Genomic DNA, 25,769 nt, shown 5'->3' on the forward strand with positions numbered 1-25,769 from the left:
CCTCCCGGCCGGCTCACCCAGCCGATCAAACCAATTCGGGTACGCGCAGATGCGCGAAGCCAAGCCGGAACTCCGCTACATCGAGGACCTCGGCACTCAGACTGCGCGAGGCCGCATCCCTCATCCGGTCCGTGTGTTCGCGGCTGCTGTCCAACTCCTCGACACTCGACCACACGGTGGAGCCGACCGCACGCCCGGTTTCCCGGTCGACGAACAAGCTGGCGCTGCGGAACCCTTCGAGTTCCTCGAACGCGGGCAGCAGTCTGGTCTTGAAGGTGTCGATCAGCAGGTCCATCCCGGCCGGATCCATCTGCAACCAGGTGCATCGGGTGCATGCGCGCGGGCCTGCCAGATGTTCGCGGTGCATGACGGCAACATCCCATTCGTCGATCTTCTCGAGCCGCCCACTCATCGCCTGGGCCAGACCGTCACGCAACGGCTGGGCACGCGACTGGCTCGACCGCAGCGCATCCTCCGAATCCCACGCGGTCGTGGCGATGCAACGCCCCGTCGCCCTGTTCACCATCAGCGACAGGCCGACCCATCCGTCGAACTCGGGCAACTGCGGCATCACCTTGTTACGCAGGTATGCGATCCCGCTGTCGATCGACGACGGCTGAGCCGCGATAGTGCTCGAACGTGCGTACACAGGCAACCTCCTGCTTCTCCGAAGAGTGGCGCCCCCGGTGGACACCACCGGACATACCCACTGTCCTCCGCGACGGCCGTCCGCACAATGCCGCCCCCCAGCACCCCGCCCGACCTCGAAATTTCGGCGAAATAGTCGGGCAACAAGTATTGACAGCAGGTGAAATCGGGGCAGACTGGAGACATACCGGAGCACCGGAAAATGGCTACGCTACCGACAGAGACGTCCGTCGACAGCGGTGAGTTGTTTTTCAGGATCCGGCTAAGCCCCCGGCAAGCCAGTCGAATTCCGGAGCTGTCAGCGACGACTGACAACCCACGGTTCGATGGAGACTACCGGGGACTGTTCTGTCTGGGGGCATCTCTCTGGTCAGTACCCCGGATCGCTCGCTCCGCCGCCCTCCACATCAGTCGAGGAAGTAGGCGAGAGCCTTCTCATCGGAATCCAGGATCTCGTCCGCTGCCACACCGAGTTCTATCGCCAGCTGGATCGATCCGGTCAGCGCAACCTGGATGTCGGGCGAGAAGGCTCGTTCGAGCAACCCGAGATAGTCCGACATGCCCTGGTCCAGCTTCGCCAGTACCTCCCGGTACTCGGCGGCGAGCTGCTCGTCTAGGAAGCGCTGCTCGTCGAGGTAGCGCTCGATCAGCGCCGCCTCACGCTTGGACAGCGACGACGCCACAGCCTTGTACATCACGGTGCCGACCGTGGTGCCGATGACCGCACCGAGAACAGGAATCGGGATGGTCGCCTGGCCGACGAACGACGACAGCGCGCGCACAGCGGCCTCCAACGCCACCAGCTCGGCGTTCTCGATGAACTCCAGTTCGTCGATCTCGTTCCGGCGCAGCTTGTTCGCTTGCTCTGCGATACCGAAGGAAGCGGTGACGATCGAACTCGCGACAGCGGCGGAGGTAGCGGTGAAATTCGTGAGCGCGTAGATACTCAGTCCTCGGACACCGCCCTTGCCGAAGCCCCCGCCGGCTTCGCCTGCGATATCGGCCCAGTCCTGCCCACTGAAATCATTGAGCCGCTTACCTTCCCGGCGTCTGGCGACCACGGCCAGCACGAAGGCGGTCCCGCCCGCGAGCGTGGCGGCAGTCAGGCCCGCCGTCGCGCCTTCTCGCAAGTTGGGCAGGCTCTGCTGGTAGGCAACGTCGCGCGCGGACTGGTCTGTGGCGAGAAGCGATTCCTTCTCTGCCGCCATCGTCGAGGTGTAGGCATCGCGCTGTACGTCGCCGTATTCGAGCGTCGAGGGTTCGAGCGAATCGAGGCCGACCGATCTGTCCTGGAAGAACGATTGAACCCGCTGCCAGTCTCTGAACGACGGTCCGTCGCCACTGCGTGACAGCTCTCGGCTCGCCTCCTCGGGCGACAACGAATGCAGCCGCTGGACCACCTCGAAGAAATCGCGGGGGATCTGATATTTCCCGCCGTTGCGCACGTAGTCGGGATACTTCTGAAGGTGTTCGGCGATCGCACCCAGTGCGAAGCGACCGCCTGCCGCGACGAATTTCTGCTGAATCTCCACGGTGCCGCGCATCAGGTCAACGGGTCCGTTGTCGTTCACCCACCGATAAATGGGCTCCTGGCCCATGATCTGCTGCCGCGCGTTGCCGATGCCGACCTCCGCGACCTCGGCGATGAAGCCGTGCATGCCGTGTAGGCCACCCCGGTTGGCGGCGACCACCTCGAAGTCGATTTTCCTGATGGCCTCATCGATGCTGGTGAGCGCGTCCCGAAGGTGTACGTCCTGCCGGCTCAGCGCTCCGAGAAAGTTGTCGATGCGGAGCTGATTGAGATAGTTCACCCAGGAGGCGACCGCCTGCTCCTGGACACTCGTCACGAGCTCGACTGTTTCACTCACTGTCGGTGTCCTGTTCGACGCGTCGGCTCAGCATGGCCGCGCACGACTTCGTGTTGTTCACCAAGGCTGCGAGTTCCATCCGTTCGGCGGATGAGAGCGCGCGAAAATCGGCGCGGAAGTGCGCCAGAGATTCTCCGTAGCCTTTCACCAGTCCTTCACGAAGCAAGATCGTCCGTTGGAGGAGGTCGTCGATCTGAGCATCCATGCCTTTGACGAGGACGGTGTTTCGCTTGATCGCGGTCAGCGCTTCCTGTTTCGCCTCTCTGTTCTCGAACTTCTTCTTCGCGAACAGGGCGATCGACGCGAGCAGGGTAGCGCCCGCGATAGTCCAGCCGATCGGGCCGGCGAGCGCGAGCAGTGTGGTGCCCGCGGCCGTGCCTCCCCCACCGGCGGCCAGTGCGCCGCCACCGAGCCACGCCAGCGCTGCCTGACTGGCCGCCGCACCGGAAAGCGTCGAGATCGCGGTGCCGGTCGACGCTGTCCCGAACGTGGTGGCAACCCAGATCGCCACGGACGGCGCGAGTCCCGCCACTGCGGTTCCCGCAGCGAACCCCGCACCGGCGCCTGCCGCCGACAGCCGCGCCGCTTCCAGCTCCTTCTGCGCGAACTCCTCCGCATCGAGGAACCTCGTCCGGTGCACTTCGATCTCCTCGAAGTCGGTGCCGAACGACTTCGGGGTGTTGGCGATGCTGTTCACCAACTGCTCGACCAGCTCGATCAGATCCGTCGAACGTTCGCGCTGACGCAGTAGCGACAGACCCCTGTCGGCCATGGAGGTGAAGACGTCGTTGTATTCGGCCACAGCCATTTCGTAGGGGTCCGCCTTCTTGACGGTCAGCTTTTCGACGCGTCCCCTGGCAGCTTCCTTGACGCTGCCGACCTGCCCGACGAACTGTGTCGACGCGGTCCGCGCGACCTTGCCGAGGCCGTCGACGGTCCTGCCGATGCCCTCCTTGGTGTTGCCCACGTTGAGCTGGTCGACCATCGCGTCCTCCGAAATCAGTGTGCCTTACCCACTTCGGGAGGATATAGACATGGTGTGACAAGTTGCACAGAAACCCATGCCCCAACGAGAGGGTGCGTCCATCGGTGGGCTGAGGGCCCCGGTGCGGACGGACTACGCTGAGCCGCATGGGTCGGGGTAATCGGACATATCGGGTTGTCGACGGGCAGCGGATCGAGGGCACTTGGCGGCCGATCTTCATCCGCAACGGTGGCAGCTATTACCTCACCGACCTGAAGATTTACGCCGACGGCGCGATCGACTGCTGGGGCATGGTCGATCTCGACGGGCTGCGCGACAAACTCGCGAGCGGGTGGATCGCGACCACCATCGAGCCGGGTGCCCGTGCTTCGGCCCACGACCTCGCCGGTTGGCAGTTTCTCGAACCGCAGATGTGGATCAACCCGGACGACTTCGTTGTTCAGGTCGCCGACGCGATCGACCGGCTCAACGATCGACCTGATTCGACCGGTCGCTGCCGCCGGCTGATCGCGGATTACGTGAGCAGCCGCGAGGAGGCCGACCGCCGTGCGCTGGCCGAGGCGTACCTGAAGATCCCGGAGTCGGACCGGCGTTACGCACTCGGCGACATGGACTATAAGGATCGGCCCCTACGGGTGATCTGCACCCCCGTCGATGAGCCGATGATCGGCGGCGGCGAGATCGTCACCGCAAAGATGCGGGAGGCAGCGTTCGCCTATTTCATGGAACGCGAACAGTCCGAGGCAAGGTGGGCGAAACAGCGAGTGACGGACGAGCCGGAAGGTGGCCGATCCGGCCCGATCACGTTGAGCCATGTCGTGTATCCGCAAGGCTGGCCGGAAGACGCCGGGCTTTCGGTGCTGCGCAACGAGTTTCCCGCGCCGATCAATTACGCCGACCAGCTCTATCCCACAGTCGTGCACGCATATTGGGCTCTGTCCACGCAAGAACCGGACATCGCTGAACAGATTCGGCAGGCCGAGCGCCCCTTCGATGCCAAAAAGGTCGCCGGGTCAGGCACGCGACACTCCGGATGGTCGGTGAGGCGGGCCGCCGTCATGGCCGCGCTTCTTCGCGCGAAGTTCGCTCGATACCCCGTACTGGCTGAGCAGCTCATCGCCACCGGTGACAGCCCCATCTACTACCAAGAATTCGACGCCACGTACTGGGGGACAGAGGGTTCGGATGGAGCCAACTGGATTGGTCGACTCCTGGAACTGGTGCGCGCTGAATTGGCCTATGCCCGCAGCTGAGTAGCTCGTCCAACAGGGCCTTTCGTGGGTATCGCGACGCCGTGTGCCACCGCTACACGGATGTCATCACCTCACAACGGGCGGCGGTCGGGCCAGATGCATTCTGACCCCGGGTAGAGAAGATGAAAGGTCTGGCTGTGTTGCGGAAACCCAAGCAGCAAGGCGCCCATCGGGATCGCACGGGCCGCACCGAGTTGCATTACGCTGCGGCTGATGCCGATGGGGGATGCGCCCCGGCAATCAAGCAGATGCTCGCCCAGGGCGGTGACCCGAACGATCGTGACCACGCCGGGCTGACTCCTCTGCATTTTGCCGCCCAGTACGGCGGAATCGATACCGTGACAATGCTGTTGGATGCAGGCGCGGACCCGAATGCACAGGACGACAAGGGCGATACCCCCTTGTTCTATGCGTTCCGCAGTCCCTGGAGTACGACGGAAGTCGTACGCCTACTCAGAGACCGTGGAGCCGATGCCGGCATCGCGAACCACCGTGGTCAGTCCCCGCTGTGGTTGATCGGAATGATCTCCAACAAGCCCGAGATCCGTTCACTGTTCGTCGACGATGACGAAGTGTAGAAACAACGCGAGGTCGACGACCCACCACCTTGCTCCAGCGCAGCATCATAATGCTCCCCGGCCTACAGCTAGTCCATCTCGACTGCGTACGCCGCCATCTCTGATCGAAATAGCGATCATGAGGCGCAGAAGATGATCCGTTCAGCGATCACCGCAATCAACCTACGAACTGCGTGCTCCATGTCAGCACCGGCGTCAGCTGAGCGTCAGGTCCGTGTCAGCGAGGGCCGACAAAGTGTGTTCATCGAACAAGGCGGTCCTACTCCGAAGGAGCTGGACCACAACGGATTACGAGGAGCACATCATGAACGCCACCATCACCCTGACCGACCAGGACAAGACTACCCTTCGCACCGCCGCGTACGGGGCCGTCGCGTTGATCGCTGCCGCGGGTGCTCCGCACAAGGCTGTTTCGCACGGCACTATCGCGCTCACCTCCGCGACCGGACTGGTCGGTCATGTCCTGTCGGCGAAGTCCCGTGATATCCGCCTGCCGGGCAAGACTGTCGCCGAACTCGCCGACACCGTGTTGCCCAGCCTCACCGCCGCCGTGGTTGCGCTCGCCGCTTGCCCCGCCGAGGCAGCCAACTTCCGCGATACCGTGCTGATCGCGATCGAGCCGGCCACTCACGCCGCCAAGGGTGCTCCGCTCCCGGCGGTGACCGCGATGGCCGCCAAGATCGCGGGCGCGCTCGAGGTCTGAGCATCGGCTCAACCGGATACTGAGAGCAATTGCGGCGCCCCTGATCTCACGATCCGGGGCGCCGCTGTGCTGCCTATGAACCCGACGACAATGCCGAAGGTCCATCACGGTCGATTTCCGCGCCCAGGAAATGCGCACTCATCGGAAACGTTTGCACCACATCCGGTTTCGGCGGGCCGGGGTAGGTGTAGCACACCCCCGATTACGGAACTATGAGTTCCGCAATGCGTCGACCGCAACGATGCGCTCCGCGGTGGGAGCGTGATCAGGGTCGGCGAGCCACTGACTGGCCACACCCACGAGCAGCGCGAAGTAGTGAGAGCCGACCGCATCGATGGCATCGGCATCAGCGGTGTCGAGGTCGAGCCCCCCGAAGGCGCGGGCAAGGATGCGGCGGGCCGCGCGCTGCCCGGTGGCGATCATCGCCCTGATCTCCTCGTCGTGACGGGCGGCCGACACCGACTCGAAGTTCACGTACCACAGCGCCCGGTGCTCGTTGATCGACGCGATGATGCGTTCCCACCTGGCCGCGTTGCCCGCCGGACCGGATGGATCCACGCCGTCGAGCGCCGCGAAAAGTACGTCACCCCATTCCCGGTTGAGGTCGTGCAACGTCTCGGTGAGCAGGCGCTCCTTGGAGCCGAAGTGGTAGTTGATCGACGCCTGGTTGGCCCCCGACGCCTTGACCAGCTCGCGGACGGTCGTGTTCGCGTAGCCCAGCGAGAGCAGACAGTCACGTGCCGCCTGCCGGAGCTTGTCTCGATTGCTCATGTCCCGATAGTATATATAAACGTTCGTTTACAACGATCGTTTAGAACAGTCGTTCACATGGAGGAATCCCATGCACGCCACAACTTCGGCCCCGCCAGTGCTGTCACTGCGCGGACTGCGCCGCGAATACCCCGGTGAGAGCGGGTCGGTCCACGCGCTGCGCGGTGTCGACCTCGACCTCGCGCCCGGTTCGTTCACGGCCGTCATGGGCCCCTCGGGCTCGGGCAAAACCACACTCCTGCACTGCGCGGCCGGACTACAGCCACCCACCTCGGGGCGCATCACCTTCGGCGGCCAGGCGCTGAACGCCCTCGACCAGACCGAGCTGGCGAAACTGCGTCGCCGCCGGATCGGTTTCGTCTTCCAGTCGTTCAATCTGCTGCCCGCACTGTCGACCATCGACAATGTGGAGCTGCCGCTGCGCCTGGACGGACGACGCCCCGACCGCGACCGCACCCGCGCGCTCCTGGCCCACGTCGGTCTCGGCGAGCGCGCCGATCACCGGCCCGACCAGCTCTCCGGGGGCCAACGCCAGCGCGTCGCGATCGCCCGTGCGCTGATCACCGACCCGGAGGTGGTGTTCGCCGACGAGCCGACCGGCGCACTCGACATCCGTAGCGCCCGTGACGTTCTCACCCTGCTGCGCCGCCTGGCCGACCAGGGTCAGACCATCATCATGGTCACCCACGACCCGGTTGCCGCGTCGTACTCCGACGAGGTCTTGTTCCTCGCCGACGGCGCCCTCGTCGACCGCCTCGCGCGACCGACGGCGGGCGATGTCGCGAACCGGATGGCCGTGCTGGTCGAATCCGCCGAACGCGGCTCGAACGCGTGGTCGCGATGATGCGCCTGGCCGCGCGCTCGTTCGCGCACCACCGAACCTCCGCCGTCGCCACCGGGCTCGTCGCGGCCGCCGGAACCGCGCTGGTCACCGCCATGGCTGGGCTGTTGGGCACCGGACTTTCCGCCGCCGAGGGCGACCGCGATTTTCTCGTGCAGTTCCCGCTCATCCTCGGCGGCTGGGTACTGGCGATCGTCCTGTTCGCCATGATCTCCACGATCGGGGTGGCACTGCACGGCAGGACGAACGAGATCGCGGGCATCCGTCTCATCGGCGCCACGCCGTCGCAGATACGCCGGATGGTCGCCGGTGAGACCGCCATCGTGGCGAGCATCGCCGCCGTGCCGGGTCTGCTCGGCGGACAACTGCTCGGCGCGGGCCTGCTCGCGGGAATCCGCAGCGCGGACCTGGTCGATGACACCACCGGTTACTCACCCGGCGTGGCGCTCCCCTCGATCGCGACCGTGCTGATGCTGGGTGCGGCCGTCGCCGCCGCCTGGCTCGGCAGCCGCACCATCGCCGCCCGCAGCCCCATCGAAGATCCCACTCCGGCGCGGATGCGCGGTGGTGCGACGCGCATCCGCCGGATCGCGGCAGGTGCGGCGCTCGCGGCCGGTCTGGGATCGTCGACGGCCGTACTCGCGGTCGATGCGGACGACATCCTGACCACCGCGCTCACCGGTCCGGCGTGTGTCCTCGCGGCCGTCGGGTCCGGACTGCTCGCACCGGAGCTGATCCGTGCGGCGCACCGCGTGAGCGCCAAGGTCCCGGCCCTGCGCTCAGGTCCGGCCGGGCACCTCATCGCACTGAATCTCGCCACCGCACCGGAACGGATACGTCCCGCGGTCACCTTCCTGACCCTGTTCATCGGGGTCGCCGCGGGCACCCTGTCCATGCAGAGCATCGAGAGCAGTTACGGCGCTGGAGGCAGCGAGGGGGAACTGATGGCCACCATCAACTACCTGGTGGTATTCCTCATCGCCGCGTTCATGGCAATCGCCTTGTCCAACAATCTGATTGCCTCCATCGCCCGCCGCCACCCGGAGTTCGCCACCATGCACCTCATCGGCGCGACGGCGAGCCAGTCACAGCGGATGCTCATCGGCGAGGCCGCCGCAGCCGTCATCATCAGCGCTGTCACCGGTGCGTTCGGAGCGTTCGTCACCACCGTCCCGTTCGCGATCGTGAAGACCGGTGATCCGCTCGCCGCGTTCGCACCAGTGCCCTATGCGCTCGCCGTCGTGCTCGGTGCGGGCACAACGGTCGGGGTGACCGCGGCGGCAGGCCGTCGAGCAGTTCGAGCAGCTGCGGCGTAACAGCGACAAACCCGTCGGCCGACCGGATAGGCGTCAACCGGTCGGCTCGACGCTTTCGCTACGTCGCGGCCCATTCGCGGAAAGCGGCGACGAACTCCTCGGGTGCGTCCGACTCCACGTAAGTTCCCGCACCCTCGACGATCACGGTCTTGTGCTCGACGAATGTCGCTTCGAGACGCTCACGCTCCTGAGCGCGGAAGGCGATGTCGGCGTCACCCCACACGATCAGCGTCGGCAGGTGGGCGATGGCGGCGAGTCCGGCCTCGACTTCGGCGAAGAATGCCCGGCTGGCCAGGACACGGCCGGGCAGCACGGCGCAGGCCTGACGGCGCTCCGGCGTATCCAATGCCTTGCTGTAGTGCGACATTTCGGCCGCTGTCGGCTTGCGCCTGCGGTGGCCGGTGGGAATGAAGGTGTTGACCAGCAGATTGAACCGGCGGATCAGGAAGCGGCTCAGGGGCCCGCCGGCGAGGCGGCCGAAAGCCTCGAAGTGGAGGACTCCGTTGACCGGCCAGGCCCAGGTATTGGCGAGCACCAACCGATCGAAGACGGCAAGCCGACGCTGCACGACGGCCAGGCCGATCATGCCACCCCAGTCCTGCCCGACCAGGGTGACGCCGTCGAGGCCGAGCTGGTCGACGAAGGCGGTGACCACGTCGGCGTGTTCTTCCGGCAGGTAGCCGTAGCCGGGCTTCGCCGTCGACAACCCGAAGCCGGGGTAGTCCAGGGCGATGCATCGATAGTCGTCGCGCAGCTCACGGATCACGTCGCGCCAGAGGAACGACCAGGTCGGATTGCCGTGCAGGAACAGCAGTGTGGGGCCGCCGGATCCCTCGTCGACGTAATGCACGGTGTGCCCATCGATCTCGACGAATCGACTCTCGAAGGGGAACAGTTCGTCGTCGACCCAACCGGGCCGCACGCTCTTGGTTGTGTCGGCCACGGTGGTCTCCTCAGAACTCGGCATCAGAGTATGCTTGAGGATCTCACGCGCACTTTAGAATATCAAGCGATAGTAGGTGATGATGCGCAGCTACGGTCAGTACTGCGGGCTCGCCCGAGCCGTCGAAGTCGTCGGCGACCGGTGGAATCTGCTCATAGTGCGGGAGCTCCTCCTCGCCCCGGCCCGGTACCGCGACCTTCTGGAAGGCCTTCCCGGTATCGCGACGAATCTGCTGGCGGATCGGCTCCGCGACCTCGAGGCGTCGGGTGTGATCGAGCGGCGGTTGACCGGCGAGGGCAGCGTCGTCGAGTACGCCCTCACACCGTGGGGCGCCGAGCTGCGTGAACCGATCGAAGGCTTGATCCGCTGGTCGACGCCACTGATGAGCCGTGGTCCGGCCGAGGGTGACGCGTTCCGTCCCGGGTGGCTCGCGCTCGCGCTCCCCGCCTTGCTCAACGCGCGGGTCGAGCTTCGCCGTGCGGTGACGATCGGCCTGGAGATCGAGGCGGAGTTCTTCCAGCTGCGCGGTACCCGATCGGGCTTCGAGGTCGGCCGGCATGACGGCTGCGAACTCGACGCAGGCGTCCGCGCCGATCCCGGATGCCTGCTCGGCCTCGCCGCCGGCGCGCTGACGCTGGACGAGGCGCGCGCCCTCCGGTTGATCGAAATCGACGGCGACGAGTCCGTCGTCGACACCGTTTTCGGCGGCTGACGGGCGCATCCCGGTCGGCGGCCACCGCTACCGTTTGCGCATTGATTCGACATACGTCAATATCGATGCATGTCGAAGTCGGAGCTGAACCTGATGGCCGATGCCGCGTGCTGCGCGGAACCGGTCGTTCGCGATCCCTTGACCCACACCGAGGCGGCCGAGCTCGCCGCGGTGTTCAAGGCGTTGTCGGATCCGGTGCGGCTTCGGTTGCTGTCGCTGGTCGCGAGTCGCGCCGGTGGTGAGGCGTGCGTGTGCGACATCTCCGACGGTGTCGAGGTGAGCCAGCCGACCATCTCCCATCACCTCAAGGTGCTGCGCGAGGCGGGGCTGCTCACCAGTGAGCGGCGCGCCTCGTGGGTTTACTACCGTGTGGTGCCCGAAGCGTTCGCCCGCATTTCCAGCGCGCTGAGCACCGAGGATGTGCCCGCGTGAGCACGGCGACCACCGCCGAGCAGGCGCCCGTCGTCGGCAAGCTGTCGACCCTCGACCGGTTCCTTCCGTTGTGGATCGGTGCGGCGATGCTGGCCGGAATCCTGTTGGGGCGCATGGTGTCCGGACTCGGCGACACCCTCGGCGCGGTCGAGATCGACGGTGTTTCGCTGCCGATCGCCATCGGTCTGCTGATCATGATGTACCCGGTGCTGGCCAAGGTGCGCTACGACCGGCTCGACACCGTCACCGGCGACCGCAAACTCCTCATCGGCTCCCTGGTGCTGAACTGGGTGCTCGGCCCCGCCCTCATGTTCGCCCTGGCCTGGATCTTCCTGCCCGACCTGCCCGAATACCGCACCGGCCTGATCATCGTCGGCCTGGCCCGCTGCATCGCCATGGTCATCATCTGGAACGACCTGGCCTGCGGTGATCGCGAGGCCGCCGCCGTGCTGGTCGCCCTGAACTCGGTGTTCCAGGTGTTCATGTTCGCCGTACTCGGCTGGTTCTACCTGTCGGTGCTGCCCGGCTGGCTCGGCCTGGAACAGACCACCATCGACACCTCCCCGTGGGAGATCGCGAAATCGGTCCTGATCTTCCTCGGCATCCCCCTGCTGGCCGGGTACCTGAGCAGGCGCATCGGTGAACGGACCAAGGGCCGCGACTGGTACGAGTCGACATTCCTGCCCAAGATCGGGCCGTGGGCGCTGTACGGGCTGCTGTTCACGATCGTGATCCTGTTCGCGCTCCAGGGCAGCCAGATCACCTCCCACCCGTGGGACGTGGCACGTATCGCGCTGCCGCTGCTGGTGTACTTCGCCGTGATGTGGGGTGGCGGTTACGCGCTCGGGGCCGTCATGGGCCTCGGCTACGCGCGCACCACCACCCTCGCGTTCACCGCCGCGGGCAACAACTTCGAACTCGCCATCGCCGTGGCGATCGCCACCTACGGCGCCACCTCCGGCGAAGCTCTTGCCGGTGTTGTCGGGCCGTTGATCGAGGTCCCCGTTCTTGTAGCCCTGGTGTACGTCTCGCTGGCGCTGCGCAAGCGATTCACCGGTGCTACCCCGGCTCTCACCTCCGAGGACATGAAATGAGCGGCAAACCGTCGGTGCTCTTCGTCTGCGTCCACAACGCCGGACGATCCCAGATGGCACAGGGGCTCCTCACCCACCTCGCGGGCGATGCGATCGAGGTTCGTTCCGCGGGCAGCGCTCCCGGCGACACCCTGAATCCCGCCGCCGTCGAAGCCATGGCCGAACTCGGTATCGACATCACCGCCCAGTCCCCCAAAATCCTCACCCCCGAGGCCGTCGAGACGTCCACGGTCGTCATCACGATGGGTTGCGGCGACGCCTGCCCCTACTTCCCCGGCATCGATTACCGGGACTGGAAGCTAGACGATCCGGCAGGCAAGGGCATCGAATCGGTGCGCCCGATCCGCGACGAGATCAAGAAGCGCATCGAGGATTTGATCGCCGAATTGCTGCCGACCCGCCTCTGAATCGGAAGTGTGGTCACCGTCGACATGGTGAAGTATCCAAGTGGAGAAACCTGCAGGTCTCGATGCACACTTCGCACGGCGGGCACGCGCCAGTGAGTGGAAGCCGACAGCCCCGGACGGATTGACGGAGCGCGAGTACCTACTCCAGTTCGCCGCGCGCCCAGGCATGTACATCGGTTTCACCACGGTTCGTGGCGTGACGTGCTTCCTGAACGGCTACGACTACGCTGCTCGCCGGACCGGAGGTCGAGGTCTGGACGGCTTTCGCGAGTGGCTTCTCGCCAACCACCTTCGTCGCGAGAGTAGCCTCTGCTGGTCGGGTTTGGTTACGCAGATTGCGCTGCCCGCGCGCGACGACGAAACAGATCTCAGTCCTGAGCAGGAACTCCGCATCGTCGAGGTCTTGTTCGACCTGCTCGATCAATTCCTGGCTGAACGTGCGGACGTCGTCTGAATCCGATTCCCGTCCACCAGTCGGCGGAGGCGCACTCTCCGACAGGACGAAACAAACGATGGGACAGGGCAATGCGGGTCGGGGTTGTGGGTTTGCGGATGGGGTTGCATCTGGCGGCGTGGTGTCGGCGGCTGGGGATGGAGGTGGTCGCCGCGTGTGATCGGGATCCAGGGCGGTGCGCAGAGGCGGCCGAGATGCTGCCTGGGACAGCCTTCTTCGAGGAATGGACCGCGCTTCTCGATCACCCCATGGATGCCGTGGTGCTGGCTAATGACTTCGACGAACACGCACCCTTGGCCATCGCCTTCCTCGATCGGGGCATCCATGTCCTGTCGGAATCGGCTGCCTGCGTGGACGCGCGGCAGGCGGCGGAGTTGCTCGCGGCCGAGCGGCGGTCGTCGGCGACGTATTCGTTCGCCGAGAACTACGTGTTCCATCCGCATGTGAATCTCATCCGGAAAGCCTTGGCGGACGGGGAGATCGGCCGACCCACCCTGATCGAGGCCGACTATCTGCACGCCATGTCGCCCGCCGATGTGACGGGCCTGATCGGCGATCCCGCCCACTGGCGCGGACGCATCGAGCCGACGGCCTACTGCACGCACACGCTCTCGCCGATCCTGTCCCTCACCGGTGAGCTGCCGGTCGAGGTGTCGGCATACCCGGTCGACACCGCCGATGCGCGAGCGGCGGTCGTCATGGTGGTCCGGCTCAGCGGGGGCGGGCTGGCGATCAGCAGGCACGGGTTCCTGCAGGGCGAACCCGACAGCCATTGGAGCTGGGTTTCGGTGCGCGGTACCGAAGGGCTGGCGGAATCGGTGCGGGCGCCCGGCGATCGCGCCTGGTCGGTGCGGGTGCGCACCGAAGGATGGGTGGGCGGCGCCACCGTCGACGAAGAACGCGCGCCCACACCCAGGTGTCTCGCCGACGGCACACCGGTCGAGCCGAAAGCCGAGGGCACGGTCCGTATCCTCGAGGGGTTCCGCGCATGCGTCGAACACGGCGCGCAACCGTTGGTTCCGGTAGAACAGGCGATCGCGGCATCGCTGGTCGGCGTCGCGGGAGCGCGGTCTCTGCGCGAGGGCTCCCGCCCGATCGAAATGCCGAAACTGTCCGAGTGAACTGCCGCACACCACGGTCGGCCCCCGCCGCTTTGGGCACCTGACGTAGGTAGCCGCGGACAGCCATTCGTCGGAGGCCGGGAGAATGGCGGGATGGCAGGTGGCGTCGAAGCTCAGTTGAGTGCGTTGCTCGGACCGCTGCGGCGGGCGGTGTTGCGGCGGACACGGGCACTGGAGGGACTGCCCGATCTGCCGGAGGCGCAGATCGAACTACTGAGATTGCTTGTCGCACATGATGGTCTGGCGCCGGGGCGGGCCGCGGACGAGCTCAAGGTGGCGCAGTCGACGGTGAGCAATCTGGTTCGGACGATGGCCGATCTGGTGGATCGGGTGCCATCGACTGAGGACGGGCGCGGGGCGGTGCTGGTGGCATCGGCCCGGGCGCGGGAACTGCTGGCGAGGTACGACCGGGCCAGTGCGGCCATGCTGCGGGACTCGCTGGCGAAACTGTCACCGGCGGATCGACAGGCGCTGGAATCTGCCGTGCCCGCCCTGCGGCGACTGCTGTCCGTGCTGGACGAATAGGTCGCGCACTCTTCCCCCTGTGAGGCCGGTCACCTACAGTAGTTTTGTTTCAAAAGCATTTCATCTGTGGGAGCGTGTGTTGCGGAGCCCGAACTTCATCCGTCAGTTGCTGGCGGCGGCCGTTGTCCTCGCGAGTGCCGGTGCGGCGGTGGTGGTTTCGCCCGCCGCCGCGGCACCCGACGATACGGTGGTCACCGTCTCGGGCGGGCCGATCAGCGGTCGGCACACCAACGGCATCGTCGAATACCTCGGTGTTCCGTTCGCCGCCGCGACCACGGGCGAAAACCGTTTCACCCCTCCGCGACCCGCCGTTCCGTGGACAGATGTGCGTGCGGCGGTCGCGCATGGACCGCAGTGTCCGCAGGCGTCTCCGGCGCCGTTCGGATTGGCGCTGCAGGAATCCAGCGAGGACTGCCTGAGCATCGATATCTATGTGCCGGAGAACCCCGCGGGCGCGAATCTTCCGGTGATGGTCTGGCTTTACGGTGGCGCCTTCGTACTCGGCTCCAACGCTCAGTACGACTCCCCCGACCGATTGGTGCGTGAGGGCAAGGTCATCGTGGCCATCCCCAATTACCGGGTCGGCCCGTTCGGTTTCCTCGCACTGCCGGAACTGGCCGACAGCACCGGCGGCATCACGGGAACGTACGGCACGCTCGATCAGCAGGCGGCGCTGCGCTGGGTTCAGGAGAATGCGGCCGCGTTCGGTGGCGACCCCGGCAATGTCACCATCTTCGGCGAATCGGCCGGTGGGATGAGTGTGTGCACGCAGCTCGCTTCGCCGCTGGCACAGGGCCTTTTCCACCGGGCGATCATCCAGAGTGGGTCGTGCGCGCGGAGCCCGCTGTCACCGCCGGACAGGGGGCTCGCCTTCCAGCGGTCGGCCGACTACGCGACGAGCCTCGGGTGCCACGATCCGCACACGCGACTGAACTGCCTGCGCGCGCTTCCGGTCGAGAAGCTGCTGGATTCGCCCAGTGCCGAACTGCATTCGATGGCGATCACCTGGAGCCCCGTACAGGACGGGGTCGTGTTGACCTCCACTCCCGAAGAGGCGCTCGCCGCCGGAGCCGCGCGCGACATACCGCTGGTGGTCGGCAGCAATGCCGACGAGGGCGCCGCTTTCATCGCCCTGCTCGACTACCTGAAGGGCATAATCCCCGACGAAAGCGATTACCTGACCTGGGCGCAGGAACTGTTCGGCGACAACGCCGGCCAGGTTCTGCGCCGATACCCGTCGGCCGACTTCCCCTCCCCGGTCAAGGCAAAGGAACAGGTGCTCACCGACGGATTCTTCGCTTGCCCAGCACTTTTCACCACCGAGGCCGCACGTGCCGGTGGCGCCGAGGTCTGGCAATACCGCTTCAACGAAGCACCGCTCGGCCAGAATCCGTTGCTGCCCGGCGCCTTTCACGCGGCCGAACTTCCCTACGTGTTCACCGATCTGCTCGGTATCCCGATCCCGTTGCCACCGGCAGGCGACCAGCTCTCCCGCCGCATTCAGCAGAGCTGGGCCCGGTTCGCCCACACCGGCGACCCGGTGACAGCGGACTTCGCCGACTGGCCGACCACCCCCGGCGCCACCCTCGAGATGAGCAGCGCCGGGATCAGCACCGGTGATTCTTTTGCGGCCCAGCATCATTGCGACCTGTGGTCGGGGATCAGCCGGATCGGTTAGTCAGAATTTGCCGGTGTGGTGCACGGTCCGGTGGCCGAGCTGGGCGACGAGTTCGCTGACGAAGGTGTCGGGCAACGGTGGCCAGTGCCAGAATTCGACCGCCAGCGTGCCGAGGGCGAAGTCGTCGGACCAGGTCCAAGTGCTGATCGGTGCGGATGTCCGACAGGTTCGGCAGGTGACGTCGCCGGCGCCCGCGGTGACCCATTCCTCGATCGCGGACGAAAAGGGTTGCCAGACAGTGGGTTCGGCTTCCCATCGGTTCGGGTAATCGATGATGACGGTGCGGGTGGCGCAGTGGGGGCAGGTGGCGTACTCGGGTTCGGTCTCGCCCTGGCCGCCATGGTGGGGGTGGCGGCCGACGATGACGGCGACCGGGCCGGGCAGCCAATCGGCGCCCCAGTTGTCCGCGATACCCGCCCACTGCGCCCCGGGGACATAGCCCGCCTCGACTTTCGAGCTGTACATCGACTCGCTGGACATCCCTCGCGTCAGCAAGCCACGCGCCACCATCCAGTCCACCACCCGCGCACCGAGCGCCTCCGCTTCGGCCGCACCCACCTCGACATCGACGATCCGTTCGAAATAGTCACCCACCCACGCATGGTGCCACGGCTCAGCCACGATGGCGGCGCTCGAAAGCACTCGCAGATCGCTCGCCCGCTGGCGTGGACCAGGGGCGCGGGTGAGATCGCAGCTCAGCGGGAGTAGTCGCGGAAGGTCATGACGCCGCCGACCATGATGGCTACGACCATGAAGAGGTACACGACGACGCGCAGCCAGGTCGGGCCGTAGAACGTCACCGCCATGGTTGCTCCCAGCGCTGCGAGAATCAGCACCACCCCGTAGAAGGGGGTGCGTTGTTCTCTGTCGACCATGGTTCCAGTGTCCGCCGAATACCCGCGCGGTGCCATGGGCAACGATTCTGCCCGAAATCGGGCAGGGAACTTGGCGGAAACGATCGCGGCGGGCAAGATTGCGGCGGTGAACGACGGATCCTCGGCGGAGCTGGTGCGGCATGTGGCCATGTCCACGGGGCTTCCGGAGCGGGTCGCGGCTCGAGTGGTCGCCGATATCGTCGGATATTTCGACGAGACGGCCGAGGAGTTCGTGCGCCGCAGGCACGGGGAGTTGCAGGCCCGGCAGGTGCGTAATGCCGAGATCTGGCGGTTGCTCGCGGGCGAACTCGCGCAGCGGCCGGTGGCGGCTCCCCGGTTCACCGAACGGCAGTTGCGGCGCATCGTCTACGGGTAAAGGAGCCGGCATGTGTGGAATCGTCGGGTACGTCGGGCATCGGCAAGCGGTTCCGGTGCTGCTGGAAGGGTTGCATCGGCTCGAGTACCGGGGCTACGACTCGGCGGGTCTTGCGCTGCCGTACCGGGGCAAATTGCGGGCTCGCAAGACACAGGGCCGGGTGCAGGATCTGCGCGACAAGGGCGATACCGCCACGTTGCCCGGCAATGTCGGCATCGCGCACACCCGATGGGCCACCCACGGCGAGCCGAGTGACGCCAACGCCCACCCGCACACCGACACCAGCGGCCGAATCGCGGTGGTGCACAACGGCATCGTCGAGAACGCCGAACAGCTGCGGTCCGAGCTCACCGCGCTCGGTGTGGAGCTGGTCTCCGATACCGACACCGAGGCCATCGCGCACCTGATCGCGGCCGAACTCGACGTCACCGACTCGCTCGAGGCCGCCGTACGCACCGCGCTGCACCGCGTGCAGGGCACCTACGGGCTGCTGGTGCTCGACGCGCGCCGGCCCGACGAGCTGGTCGTTGCCCGCAACGGCAGCCCGATCGTGCTCGGTGTCGGCGACGGCGAGATGTTCATCGCCTCCGATGTCGCCGCCCTGGTGCACCACACCCAGCGGGTGGTGTTTCTCGACGACGGCGAGATCGCCACCCTGCGCGCCGACGGATTCCGCACCAGCACCCTCGGCGCCGAACCCGAGCTGACCGACAAGGTGCCGACCACCATCGATATGGCCGCCGAGGACTACGCGCTCGGCGGCTACCCCGACTTCATGCGCAAGGAGATCGCCGAGCAGAGCGAGGCCGTGCGCCGGGCCCTGCGCGGACGCCTCGACGACCGCTTCGCCACCGCACGCCTTGGCGGCCTGAACATGGATGCCCGCGAACTGCGCGGCATCAGCAAGGTGGTGTTCCTCGGCTGCGGGTCGGCTTACTACGCAGGTCAGCTCGGTGCACAACTGGTGGAGGAGCTCGCCCGCATCCCCGCCACGGCGGAACCGGCCTCGGAATTCCGCTACCGCAATCCCGTCGTCGACCCCGACGCGCTGTACGTGGCGATCAGCCAATCCGGGGAAACCCTCGACACCCTGGCCGCGGTGCAGGAACTACAGCGCAAGGGTGGCCGGGTGATCGGTGCGGTGAACGCGGTGGGCAGCGCGATCGCCCGCCAGTGCGGTGCCGGTGTGTTCCTGCACGCGGGCCCCGAGATCTCGGTCGCCTCGACCAAGGCGCTCACGAACATGACCGTGTCGTTCACGATGCTCGCTCTGCTGCTCGGGCGAGTGCGTGACCTCTCGGCCGCCGACGGGCAGCGCATCGTCGACGGTCTTCGCGCCGTGCCCGATGCCATCGACCAGCTGATCGGTGACGAAGCGGCCATCGCCGAGATCGCCCAGCGCTACGCCAAGGCACGCAGCATGTTCTTCATCGGCCGGGTGCGTGCCTGGCCGGTGGCCCGCGAGGGCGCGCAGAAGCTGAAGGAAGTCAGCTATGTGCACGCCGAGGCGTATCAGGCCTCCGAACTCAAGCACGGCCCGCTCGCGCTGATCGATCCGGAGATGCCGAGCGTGGTGATCGTCCCCGACGACGAACTGCTGGCCAAGAACATCAACACGATCGAGCAGATCAAGGCCCGCGGTGGCCCGGTCATCGCCGTCACCAACGCGGACCTGCCCGCGAGCATCGCCGACGACGTGATCCGGGTGCCGAAGGTCGCCCCGGAACTCGACCCGATGTTGCTCACCATCCCGCTGCAACTGCTGGCCTACCACTGCGCCCTCGCCCTCGGCCGCGACGTGGACAAGCCACGCAACCTGGCCAAGAGCGTCACCGTCGAATAGGTCAGCGGCTCAGGTCGCGGAACCGCCGCACCGCGAGCGGGAAGAACACCGCGATCAACGCCACCGGCCACGCCACCGCCAGCAGTTCCGCATGGTCGGCAGCCCAGGAGTCGCCCGCGGCGACCGGGTTGCCGAACAGGCCACGCACGGCGGTGGCCGTGGCCGACATCGGGTTCCATTCGATGACCGCGCCCAGCCAGGACGGCATCGACTCGGGTGAGGCGATGGCGTTGGACAGGAAGCTCAGCGGCCAGATCAGCAGCTGCACGGTCTGCACCAGCTCCGGTTTGCCCGCGACCATCGCCAGATAGATCCCGATCCACAGCATCGCGAAACGCAACAGCAGCAACAGCGCGACGCCGGCCAGGAACGCGGCGGGTCCGTCGTGCCAGCGCCAGCCGATGGCGTACCCGGCCGCGATCATCACGGCCAGGCCGAGCACCGACGAGAGCATGTCGGCGACGCTGCGCCCGACCAGCACCGCCGCCGAGTTCATCGGCATCGACCGGAAGCGGTCGATCACGCCCTTGCCGAGGTCCTGGGTCACCGCGACCATGGTGGCGTCGAGGCCGAAAACCATTGTCATGGTGAGCATTCCGGGGACCAGGTAGTCGGTGAAGTCGCCGTCGATGCCGCGTCCGCCGCCGATCAGGTAGCCGAACATCAGCAGCATCATCACCGGGAACACCAGGCCGACGCCCACCTGGACGGGTTGGCGCGCCCAGTGCGCGAGTTCGCGCCGGGTCATGGTCCAGGAGTCGGTCAGCGCCGCGCTCAGTGTCGAGGCCGGGTGGGGGTGGGTGACGCTCATGCCGCGTTCTCCTTGGTCAGATGCAGGAACACTTCGTCGAGGGTGGGGCGGCGGATCGCGATGTCCTCCGGTTCGATGCCGTTGTCGCTCAATGCCCGGACGGTTTCGATAAGGGCGACGATCCGGTCGCCGACGGGGGCGCTGACCATCCGGCGGTCCTCATCGATCACCGGATCGCCGGGGATGAGCGCGGCCGCGCGGGTCAGGTGGGCCGGGTCGCGCAGCACCACGTCGATGCGGTCGCCGCCGGTGTCGGCCTTCAGTTCGTCGGCCGTGCCGTCGGCGATGACCCTGCCGTGATCGATCACCGAGATGTGGTCGGCCAGCTGATCGGCCTCCTCGAGGTACTGGGTGGTGAGCAGAACGGTGGTGCCACCGTCGACCAGGGAGCGGACCGAGTTCCACACCTCGGTGCGCCCGCGCGGGTCGAGGCCGGTCGTCGGCTCGTCCAGGAACAGCACCCGCGGCGCGGAGATGAGCGAGGCGGCCAGGTCGAGCCGGCGGCGCATACCGCCGCTGTACTGCTTGACGGCCTTCTTGCCGGTGTCGGCCAGCCCGAAACGGGCCAGCAGTTCCTCCGCGCGTGCGCTCGCACCGCGTGCGCCCAACCGGTGGAGCCGACCGAACATCTCGAGGTTCTGGCGGCCGCTGAGCTCCTCGTCGACGGCGGCGTGCTGGCCGAGCAATCCGATGCGGGCGCGGACCTCGTCGGCCCGGGTGCGCACGTCGAGACCGGCCACCTCCACCCGGCCCTCGTCGGGACGAAGCAGCGTGGCGAGGATGCGCACGGCGGTGGTCTTGCCCGCGCCGTTCGGGCCGAGTACGGCGTGCACGGTTCCGGTGCGCACAGCCAGGTCGAGTCCGTCGAGTGCCTGTTTCGCGCCGTATTTCTTGCGCAGGCCCTCGACGACTATCTCGTGGTCGCTCACTTCACCCTCCCATTAATCAAACTTGACTAGGTCGGCTAACGTACGCTCGTGCGCTCGATTAGTCAAACTTGATTACTGGATCGAGTAGTCAAACTTGATCCGCTGCTACCTTTGGTTGCCATCACGCGGAAGGGAGACGGCCATGTCAGCGATCCGGCTGCTGGTTCTCGGCGCGGTCCGTCAACACGGGCGCGCGCACGGCTACCAGGTGCGCAACGACCTGGAGTTCTGGGGCGCCCACGAATGGTCCAACGCCAAACCCGGGTCGATCTACCACGCGCTCAAGCAGTCGGCCAAGCAGGGGCTCCTGCTCGCCCACGAAGTCGCGCCGAGCACCGTCGGCGGACCTCCGCGCGTCGAGTACGAGCTGACCGAGGCGGGCACCGAGGAGTACTTCACCCTGCTGCGCGAGGCCCTCACCTCCTACGACCAGAAGGTGGACATGCTCTCGGCGGGCATCGGGTTCATGGTCGACCTCCCCCGTGACGAGGTGGTGACCCTGCTGGAACAGCGCATCGGCAAGCTCGAGCAGTGGCGCACCTCGGTCACCGAGTACTACACCCCGGAGCAGGGACCGGGGCAGCTCGGGCACATCGGCGAGATCATGCACATGTGGGTCGACTCGGCCGACAGCGAAGCGAGGTGGACGCGCGGCCTCATCGAGCGCATCGCCGACGGCGCGTACGTGTTCGCCGGTGAGGGCGAGCCCTTCGTGGGCGTTCTCGCCGACGACGAGCCCAACCCGTTCGGCACCGGACCCCACCCCTCGGACGCGCGCTAGCGGTTGTCACACTCCCCGGCGGTGCGTCGTCTCCCCTGTGCCGACCATTCGCGCACACAGGAGAGACGCCATGCCTTTGGATATCAGCAACCCAGCCGACCTGCACGATCCCACCGGATTCGGCTACAGCCATGTCGCGAAGGTGAGCGGTGAGCTCGTGCTGATCGCGGGTCAGTACGACTCGGACGCACAGGGCCACACCACCACCGACGACTTCGCCGGACAGGTCGAGCGGGCCTTCGCCAACCTCGGAACCGCGTTGCGCTCAGCGGGTCTGGACTACAGCGACGTCGCTCAGCTGCGCACGTTCATCGTCGAGCACGACCTCGACAAGCTGACCGTGCTCGGCGAGAAGATCGCGCAGATCTGGGGTGAGCGACCGCCCACCCAGACGCTGCTCGGCGTCGCCGCGCTCGCCCTGCCGGGAATGCTGTTCGAGGTGGACGCGCTCGCGGTGCGCGGCTGAGGGTCAGCGGGCGGCGACCGGAACGGTCCAGCTGGTCCGGTCGACGACGCGCAGGGAATGGTCGAGCTCGAAGACCTGGACGAGGGTTTCGGCGAGACCGAGATCGTCGTCGGCCAGGCCGTACAAGGACAGCAGGAAACACGGCTGCCCCGCGACCGGCTCGACCACGACGGGACAGCCCGAGAGCAGCATGAGGACGGTGGCCAGGTCCTCGGCCTGGTCACCGCAGCCGCAACCGGCCGCGGCCGCCTCGACCAGGTCGCCCGGGCACCGGACGGCATCGTCGAGGGTGATGCCGTCCCAGTGGTTTCGTGGACCGAACACGGCGCGATCGCTGTGGCTGGTCCAGTGCTGCCTGGCGCGTGCGAGAAGCTGGGCGAGCCGTGTCCCGCACCGGTCCCGGTCGAGAACCTCGACGAACAACCGGCACCGATGGCATTCGACGACGCCGACCCGCTCTGCCGCCGTCATGGCGCACCTCGCACGGCGACGCCGCTCATCCCCAGCCGGGGACGGAGGCCGTGGGACACCGGGGGTCGCACGGTCGTGGTGTCGGTAGCCGGGCGCGGTGTGCGACGACGCCACGCCGTGGCCAGCAGCCAGAGCCCGGTGACCAGGCACACCGCCACCGCCGCGATCGCCACCACCAGCGAGGCCGTGACGGCGGTGCCGACCTGCGGCCCACCCGCCCGATACACCAGTACGGCCGCGATGACCGGCCCCGCCATTCCGCCACCCGCGGCGAGCAACACCATCGCCCCGGTGACCAGTTCCGTCACCCGCAACGGCCGCCGCGCACGCACCCGAACCGCGCGACGGCTTCCTCTCAGCGAACCCTTCCCTGCCCCGACCATCATTGCGAAACCCCATTTCGTCCTGAGCATCAGCGCATTCGAACAGGGAATTGCACGATATAACGCCGAGTAACTTCCGGACGAAAATGAAATAGAACAGATGCCGAGGCCGTCACCAGCAACCGGTCAGCGACGGGCCGGTGCCGACGAGGAGCGCGCGCTCACGCACGCCGTCACCGCCGCCAACGCGGTGCCCGCCGACGCCCCTCCCGCTACGCTCGGGGAATGCCAGGACCCCAGTTGCCGCCGCCGCGCAACGGTGCGGGACTGCTCTCGTTGGTTCTCGGCATCTTCGCGTGCGGATTCTCCGTGATCCCGTTCGCGAGTGAGTTTCTCGCGGTGCCCGCCGCCGTGATCGCGGTCGGCGCGGCGTTCGTCGGGTGGGACAGGATCGAACGTGGGATCGCGACCAATCGCGCCGACACCATCGCCGGCGGCATTCTCGGCGCGCTCGCGCTCGGCGTGGCCACGCTGGTCTACCTCGCGACGCACAGTTAATCCTGTTCGGCCACACCATTTTCCGGCGGTAGTCGGTCCGCACCCCAACTGCGCCGGATGTAGCCGGTGACCCGATCCAGTTCCGCGCGGTCCACGGCTGCCGATTCGCCGGGCTCGAGCGGGTCGAAATGGAAGATGTAGAGCCGTGAGGCGAACTGCTCGAAGGGCAGTGACGCTTCGCCGAAGCGTTCGCCGTGGCCCGCGGTGCCGACGACTACTCCGTCGCCCCAGTCCTGGCCGCTGTCGTTGTTGGGGTTGTAGAAGTAGACGCGCATCTTGCCCTGCGGGTCGAGGCTCACGCGCAGGATGGTGATCGCGTGCCAGCCGACGAAGCGGGCGGCGCTGTCGGTGACCGCGATACCGGCGGGCTGCGGGTGGATCACGGGCTGATTGCCGTTGTAGAAGGGGTGATAGCTCGCGTAGAAGTGGCGCTGGAAATCGTCGAGGTCGACGAGATTGCCGGTGGCGACATCGACATTGATGCGGAAGCCCCGCCCGGACCACCACCCGTGGAATTCGGGGTTGATCCAGCGATGCGGGTCGCCCTCACGACCGGCGCACCGGTGGCCCATTTCGGCGTAGATGCGGTCCAGATGGGGCACGACCAGTAGCGATACCGGGTCGAGGTCGTGGTGCAGCAGGGCGTTCGCCTGGTCGCCGTGCTCGCGTGAGGACAGCGGCTGACCTTCGAAGTGCATGACGATCTCGTCGTCGCGCGCGGCCCACACCACCGATTGCAGCAGGTAGTCGGGATCGTTGTAGGCCCACATCGACAGGGCCCGCGCCGATTGGCAGGTGGGGTTGTCGCCCTGGCCGATGCCGAGCGGCTGACCGAGCACCGACAGCACCCCGGCGAGCAACCGCGCGCGCGGGTCGGGCACGGCGCCGAACACCTGCGTCAACCGCTGCTGCGAATGCGGTGACAGGCGCAGCGACAGTTGCCGCCACAGCGCGGGCGCCACCGGCGGCTGATAGAGGATGCCGCGTTCGAGCAGCAACGCCAAACCGTAGACACACTGCGCTGTTTCGACGAACACAGCTTGCTCGATCAGCGTGCGGACGAGCTCGTGGTAGCAGAGCAGGCTGTCGCGACCGGTGCTCGACAAACCCATCGCCTCGCCGAGCAGATATTCACCCTTGCCGAGCAGAAAGCGCAGCAGCACAGCGTGATACGGCGATACCAGGCCGGTGTCGTGCATGGAACGCGCGAAACCTGTCGCCTCGTACTGCAGGGCGCTGTCGTCCATGGATTCGAGGCGGGCGCGGTAGATCTCGACGCCGGGGTCCTCCCGGCACCCCTCGGTGGTGCCGTAGAGGCTGCTGATGAGCCGGTCGGCGCCGAGTCCGCTTGCGCCGAGATCGACATCGGGATTGGCTCTGGCCACCGCGATCTGGGTGATCATCCGCTTCACCGCGTCGACCTGGATGGGCCGCTGTCGCAGAATGCGCCAGATCTCGTCCACGAGATTCTCGAGCACCTTCTCGTACCCGACCTCGGCGACCAGGTAGTGCAGCAGCTCGCGCGACACCTGCGCCATCCGCCCCTGCTGCTCCCGCTCGGCCTCCGTGGGCGGCGAGAACAGCAGCGACAGATTCACCGCGAGCACCTGCGACAGGTGCTCACCGGCCGCCGCGGCCGAGATCAGCGGATGCTCGTAATCGCCCTTGGCCACAGCGAGCAACCGCAGATCGCTCACCGCCTCCACCACAACGGTGTCGGCATTGCCACTGCGCAGCGAACCGGTGCTCAGCGCCGGAATGAGAATCTGCGGCTGCGCCCAATCGGTGCCGAGGAACAGGCCTGCCGCCTCGAGGCGCTGCGCTCGCTCGCGCACCGCCGCACACCCGCCCGGCACCAGCAGTACCCGGCGCAGCGCGTCGAGCACTCTCGGCAGCTTCACCTGCTTGCCGAATTCGCCGGTGTCGTGCAGGGCCCCGGTGGCGTGGTCGAGGGTGGCGAGACGCTTGTCGAGCGTCGCCTGGTCGCTTGGACTCAATCGCCGATCC

At 66.7% G+C, this 25,769-nt stretch carries 30 protein-coding genes; 18 read left to right on the forward strand and 12 right to left on the reverse strand.

Annotated elements, in window-relative coordinates:
- Nucleotides 1-25: 25 nt before the first annotated feature.
- From NCO8_RS24780 to NCO8_RS24790, 3 genes are all read right to left on the reverse strand, one after another.
- Nucleotides 26-649, reverse strand: a complete 624-nt coding sequence (locus NCO8_RS24780) for a hypothetical protein (protein WP_067642540.1) — start codon at nucleotides 647-649, stop codon at nucleotides 26-28.
- Nucleotides 650-1,055: 406 nt separating this feature from the next.
- Entirely contained in the window at nucleotides 1,056-2,495 is a 1,440-nt protein-coding gene (locus NCO8_RS24785) for a hypothetical protein (RefSeq protein WP_245655484.1), read from the reverse strand.
- 13 nt (nucleotides 2,496-2,508) lie between these two features.
- Nucleotides 2,509-3,501: a hypothetical protein gene (locus NCO8_RS24790; protein WP_067642546.1), complete on the reverse strand. Its 993-nt coding sequence runs from the start codon at nucleotides 3,499-3,501 to the stop codon at nucleotides 2,509-2,511.
- A 146-nt stretch (nucleotides 3,502-3,647) separates the two neighbouring features.
- Between NCO8_RS24790 and NCO8_RS24795 the strand changes: the two genes are divergently transcribed.
- The 3 genes from NCO8_RS24795 (at nucleotide 3,648) to NCO8_RS24810 (ending at nucleotide 6,035) form a co-directional block, all read left to right on the forward strand.
- The gene (locus NCO8_RS24795) at nucleotides 3,648-4,754 is read left to right on the forward strand and encodes an NADAR family protein (protein WP_067642549.1); all 1,107 of its coding nucleotides are present in this window, start codon (nucleotides 3,648-3,650) and stop codon (nucleotides 4,752-4,754) included.
- A 122-nt stretch (nucleotides 4,755-4,876) separates the two neighbouring features.
- Entirely contained in the window at nucleotides 4,877-5,332 is a 456-nt protein-coding gene (locus tag NCO8_RS30855) for an ankyrin repeat domain-containing protein (protein ID WP_084457448.1), read from the forward strand.
- A 304-nt stretch (nucleotides 5,333-5,636) separates the two neighbouring features.
- Nucleotides 5,637-6,035: a hypothetical protein gene (locus NCO8_RS24810; protein ID WP_067642558.1), complete on the forward strand. Its 399-nt coding sequence runs from the start codon at nucleotides 5,637-5,639 to the stop codon at nucleotides 6,033-6,035.
- A 210-nt stretch (nucleotides 6,036-6,245) separates the two neighbouring features.
- Here the strand turns inward: NCO8_RS24810 and NCO8_RS24815 are convergent, their stop codons facing one another.
- Entirely contained in the window at nucleotides 6,246-6,806 is a 561-nt protein-coding gene (locus NCO8_RS24815; protein ID WP_067642560.1) for a TetR/AcrR family transcriptional regulator, read from the reverse strand.
- Nucleotides 6,807-6,876: 70 nt separating this feature from the next.
- Here NCO8_RS24815 and NCO8_RS24820 point away from each other — a divergent pair, with 70 nt between their 5' ends.
- Together NCO8_RS24820 and NCO8_RS24825 are read left to right on the forward strand one after the other, a co-directional pair.
- Nucleotides 6,877-7,650 carry an ABC transporter ATP-binding protein gene (locus tag NCO8_RS24820; RefSeq protein WP_067642564.1) on the forward strand — a complete coding sequence of 258 codons (774 nt, stop codon included), beginning with the start codon at nucleotides 6,877-6,879 and terminating at the stop codon, nucleotides 7,648-7,650.
- Nucleotides 7,647-8,963, forward strand: coding sequence for an FtsX-like permease family protein (locus NCO8_RS24825; RefSeq protein ID WP_067642736.1), 1,317 nt, complete (start codon nucleotides 7,647-7,649; stop codon nucleotides 8,961-8,963). Before NCO8_RS24820 ends, NCO8_RS24825 begins: the two co-directional genes overlap by 4 nt.
- A gap of 58 nt (nucleotides 8,964-9,021) precedes the next feature.
- Here NCO8_RS24825 and NCO8_RS24830 read toward each other — a convergent pair whose 3' ends face one another.
- Nucleotides 9,022-9,930 carry an alpha/beta fold hydrolase gene (locus NCO8_RS24830; protein WP_210740708.1) on the reverse strand — a complete coding sequence of 303 codons (909 nt, stop codon included), beginning with the start codon at nucleotides 9,928-9,930 and terminating at the stop codon, nucleotides 9,022-9,024.
- A 58-nt stretch (nucleotides 9,931-9,988) separates the two neighbouring features.
- On the opposite strand from NCO8_RS24830, the gene NCO8_RS24835 reads away from it, so the two are divergent.
- The 8 genes from NCO8_RS24835 to NCO8_RS24870 all read left to right on the forward strand — a co-directional run bounded on the left by NCO8_RS24835 (nucleotide 9,989) and on the right by NCO8_RS24870 (nucleotide 16,329).
- Nucleotides 9,989-10,618 carry a winged helix-turn-helix transcriptional regulator gene (locus NCO8_RS24835; protein WP_067642739.1) on the forward strand — a complete coding sequence of 210 codons (630 nt, stop codon included), beginning with the start codon at nucleotides 9,989-9,991 and terminating at the stop codon, nucleotides 10,616-10,618.
- Between the two features lie 93 nt (nucleotides 10,619-10,711).
- Nucleotides 10,712-11,050 (forward strand): ArsR/SmtB family transcription factor, encoded by a 339-nt coding sequence (locus NCO8_RS24840; protein WP_376739953.1) that lies wholly within the window; start codon nucleotides 10,712-10,714, stop codon nucleotides 11,048-11,050.
- The gene (gene arsB, locus NCO8_RS24845; RefSeq protein ID WP_067642574.1) at nucleotides 11,047-12,144 is read left to right on the forward strand and encodes an ACR3 family arsenite efflux transporter; all 1,098 of its coding nucleotides are present in this window, start codon (nucleotides 11,047-11,049) and stop codon (nucleotides 12,142-12,144) included. Before NCO8_RS24840 ends, arsB begins: the two co-directional genes overlap by 4 nt.
- Nucleotides 12,141-12,551, forward strand: coding sequence for an arsenate reductase ArsC (locus NCO8_RS24850; protein ID WP_067642576.1), 411 nt, complete (start codon nucleotides 12,141-12,143; stop codon nucleotides 12,549-12,551). Before arsB ends, NCO8_RS24850 begins: the two co-directional genes overlap by 4 nt.
- Nucleotides 12,552-12,591: 40 nt before the next feature.
- Nucleotides 12,592-13,005 carry a hypothetical protein gene (locus NCO8_RS24855; protein ID WP_157105081.1) on the forward strand — a complete coding sequence of 138 codons (414 nt, stop codon included), beginning with the start codon at nucleotides 12,592-12,594 and terminating at the stop codon, nucleotides 13,003-13,005.
- Between the two features lie 71 nt (nucleotides 13,006-13,076).
- Complete coding sequence (locus NCO8_RS24860; protein ID WP_084457449.1) at nucleotides 13,077-14,126, forward strand: Gfo/Idh/MocA family protein; 1,050 nt, start codon at nucleotides 13,077-13,079, stop codon at nucleotides 14,124-14,126.
- A 93-nt stretch (nucleotides 14,127-14,219) separates the two neighbouring features.
- Nucleotides 14,220-14,651 (forward strand): MarR family winged helix-turn-helix transcriptional regulator, encoded by a 432-nt coding sequence (locus NCO8_RS24865; RefSeq protein WP_067642581.1) that lies wholly within the window; start codon nucleotides 14,220-14,222, stop codon nucleotides 14,649-14,651.
- A gap of 79 nt (nucleotides 14,652-14,730) precedes the next feature.
- On the forward strand, nucleotides 14,731-16,329 hold the full coding sequence (locus NCO8_RS24870; RefSeq protein WP_167353329.1) for a carboxylesterase/lipase family protein: 1,599 nt from the start codon (nucleotides 14,731-14,733) through the stop codon (nucleotides 16,327-16,329).
- Here NCO8_RS24870 and NCO8_RS24875 read toward each other — a convergent pair whose 3' ends face one another.
- Both NCO8_RS24875 and NCO8_RS24880 read right to left on the reverse strand, forming a co-directional pair.
- The gene (locus NCO8_RS24875; protein WP_067642588.1) at nucleotides 16,330-16,923 is read right to left on the reverse strand and encodes a hypothetical protein; all 594 of its coding nucleotides are present in this window, start codon (nucleotides 16,921-16,923) and stop codon (nucleotides 16,330-16,332) included.
- Between the two features lie 101 nt (nucleotides 16,924-17,024).
- Nucleotides 17,025-17,204 (reverse strand): hypothetical protein, encoded by a 180-nt coding sequence (locus NCO8_RS24880; protein WP_067497001.1) that lies wholly within the window; start codon nucleotides 17,202-17,204, stop codon nucleotides 17,025-17,027.
- Here NCO8_RS24880 and NCO8_RS32610 point away from each other — a divergent pair.
- Both NCO8_RS32610 and glmS read left to right on the forward strand, forming a co-directional pair.
- Entirely contained in the window at nucleotides 17,203-17,580 is a 378-nt protein-coding gene (locus NCO8_RS32610; protein ID WP_245655485.1) for a hypothetical protein, read from the forward strand. The genes NCO8_RS24880 and NCO8_RS32610 overlap by 2 nt on opposite strands.
- A gap of 10 nt (nucleotides 17,581-17,590) precedes the next feature.
- Nucleotides 17,591-19,423, forward strand: a complete 1,833-nt coding sequence (gene glmS, locus NCO8_RS24890) for a glutamine--fructose-6-phosphate transaminase (isomerizing) (protein WP_067642591.1) — start codon at nucleotides 17,591-17,593, stop codon at nucleotides 19,421-19,423.
- Nucleotide 19,424: 1 nt separating this feature from the next.
- On the opposite strand, the gene NCO8_RS24895 is transcribed toward glmS, so the two are convergent.
- Nucleotides 19,425-20,234 carry an ABC transporter permease gene (locus tag NCO8_RS24895; RefSeq protein WP_067642594.1) on the reverse strand — a complete coding sequence of 270 codons (810 nt, stop codon included), beginning with the start codon at nucleotides 20,232-20,234 and terminating at the stop codon, nucleotides 19,425-19,427.
- Entirely contained in the window at nucleotides 20,231-21,163 is a 933-nt protein-coding gene (locus NCO8_RS24900; RefSeq protein ID WP_067642597.1) for an ATP-binding cassette domain-containing protein, read from the reverse strand. Before NCO8_RS24900 ends, NCO8_RS24895 begins: the two co-directional genes overlap by 4 nt.
- Nucleotides 21,164-21,305: 142 nt before the next feature.
- Between NCO8_RS24900 and NCO8_RS24905 the strand changes: the two genes are divergently transcribed.
- Both NCO8_RS24905 and NCO8_RS24910 read left to right on the forward strand, forming a co-directional pair.
- A complete protein-coding gene (locus NCO8_RS24905; protein WP_067642600.1) occupies nucleotides 21,306-21,944 on the forward strand; it encodes a PadR family transcriptional regulator in 639 nt (212 codons plus the stop codon).
- A gap of 70 nt (nucleotides 21,945-22,014) precedes the next feature.
- Nucleotides 22,015-22,410, forward strand: coding sequence for a RidA family protein (locus tag NCO8_RS24910; RefSeq protein WP_067642604.1), 396 nt, complete (start codon nucleotides 22,015-22,017; stop codon nucleotides 22,408-22,410).
- Between the two features lie 3 nt (nucleotides 22,411-22,413).
- Here NCO8_RS24910 and NCO8_RS24915 read toward each other — a convergent pair whose 3' ends face one another.
- Both NCO8_RS24915 and NCO8_RS24920 read right to left on the reverse strand, forming a co-directional pair.
- Complete coding sequence (locus NCO8_RS24915; protein ID WP_157105082.1) at nucleotides 22,414-22,881, reverse strand: hypothetical protein; 468 nt, start codon at nucleotides 22,879-22,881, stop codon at nucleotides 22,414-22,416.
- Nucleotides 22,878-23,294: a hypothetical protein gene (locus NCO8_RS24920; protein ID WP_157105083.1), complete on the reverse strand. Its 417-nt coding sequence runs from the start codon at nucleotides 23,292-23,294 to the stop codon at nucleotides 22,878-22,880. The genes NCO8_RS24915 and NCO8_RS24920 overlap by 4 nt, the downstream gene beginning before the upstream one ends.
- Nucleotides 23,295-23,489: 195 nt before the next feature.
- Here NCO8_RS24920 and NCO8_RS24925 point away from each other — a divergent pair, with 195 nt between their 5' ends.
- Nucleotides 23,490-23,762 carry a hypothetical protein gene (locus tag NCO8_RS24925; RefSeq protein ID WP_067642612.1) on the forward strand — a complete coding sequence of 91 codons (273 nt, stop codon included), beginning with the start codon at nucleotides 23,490-23,492 and terminating at the stop codon, nucleotides 23,760-23,762.
- On the opposite strand, the gene NCO8_RS24930 is transcribed toward NCO8_RS24925, so the two are convergent.
- Nucleotides 23,759-25,759 carry a hypothetical protein gene (locus NCO8_RS24930; RefSeq protein WP_067642615.1) on the reverse strand — a complete coding sequence of 667 codons (2,001 nt, stop codon included), beginning with the start codon at nucleotides 25,757-25,759 and terminating at the stop codon, nucleotides 23,759-23,761. The two genes, NCO8_RS24925 and NCO8_RS24930, sit on opposite strands and share 4 nt — an antisense overlap.
- Between the last annotated feature and the right edge of the window lie 10 nt (nucleotides 25,760-25,769).

This window comes from Nocardia coubleae NBRC 108252, assembly GCF_001612805.1.
GTDB classification, from domain to species: Bacteria; Actinomycetota; Actinomycetes; order Mycobacteriales; family Mycobacteriaceae; genus Nocardia; species Nocardia coubleae.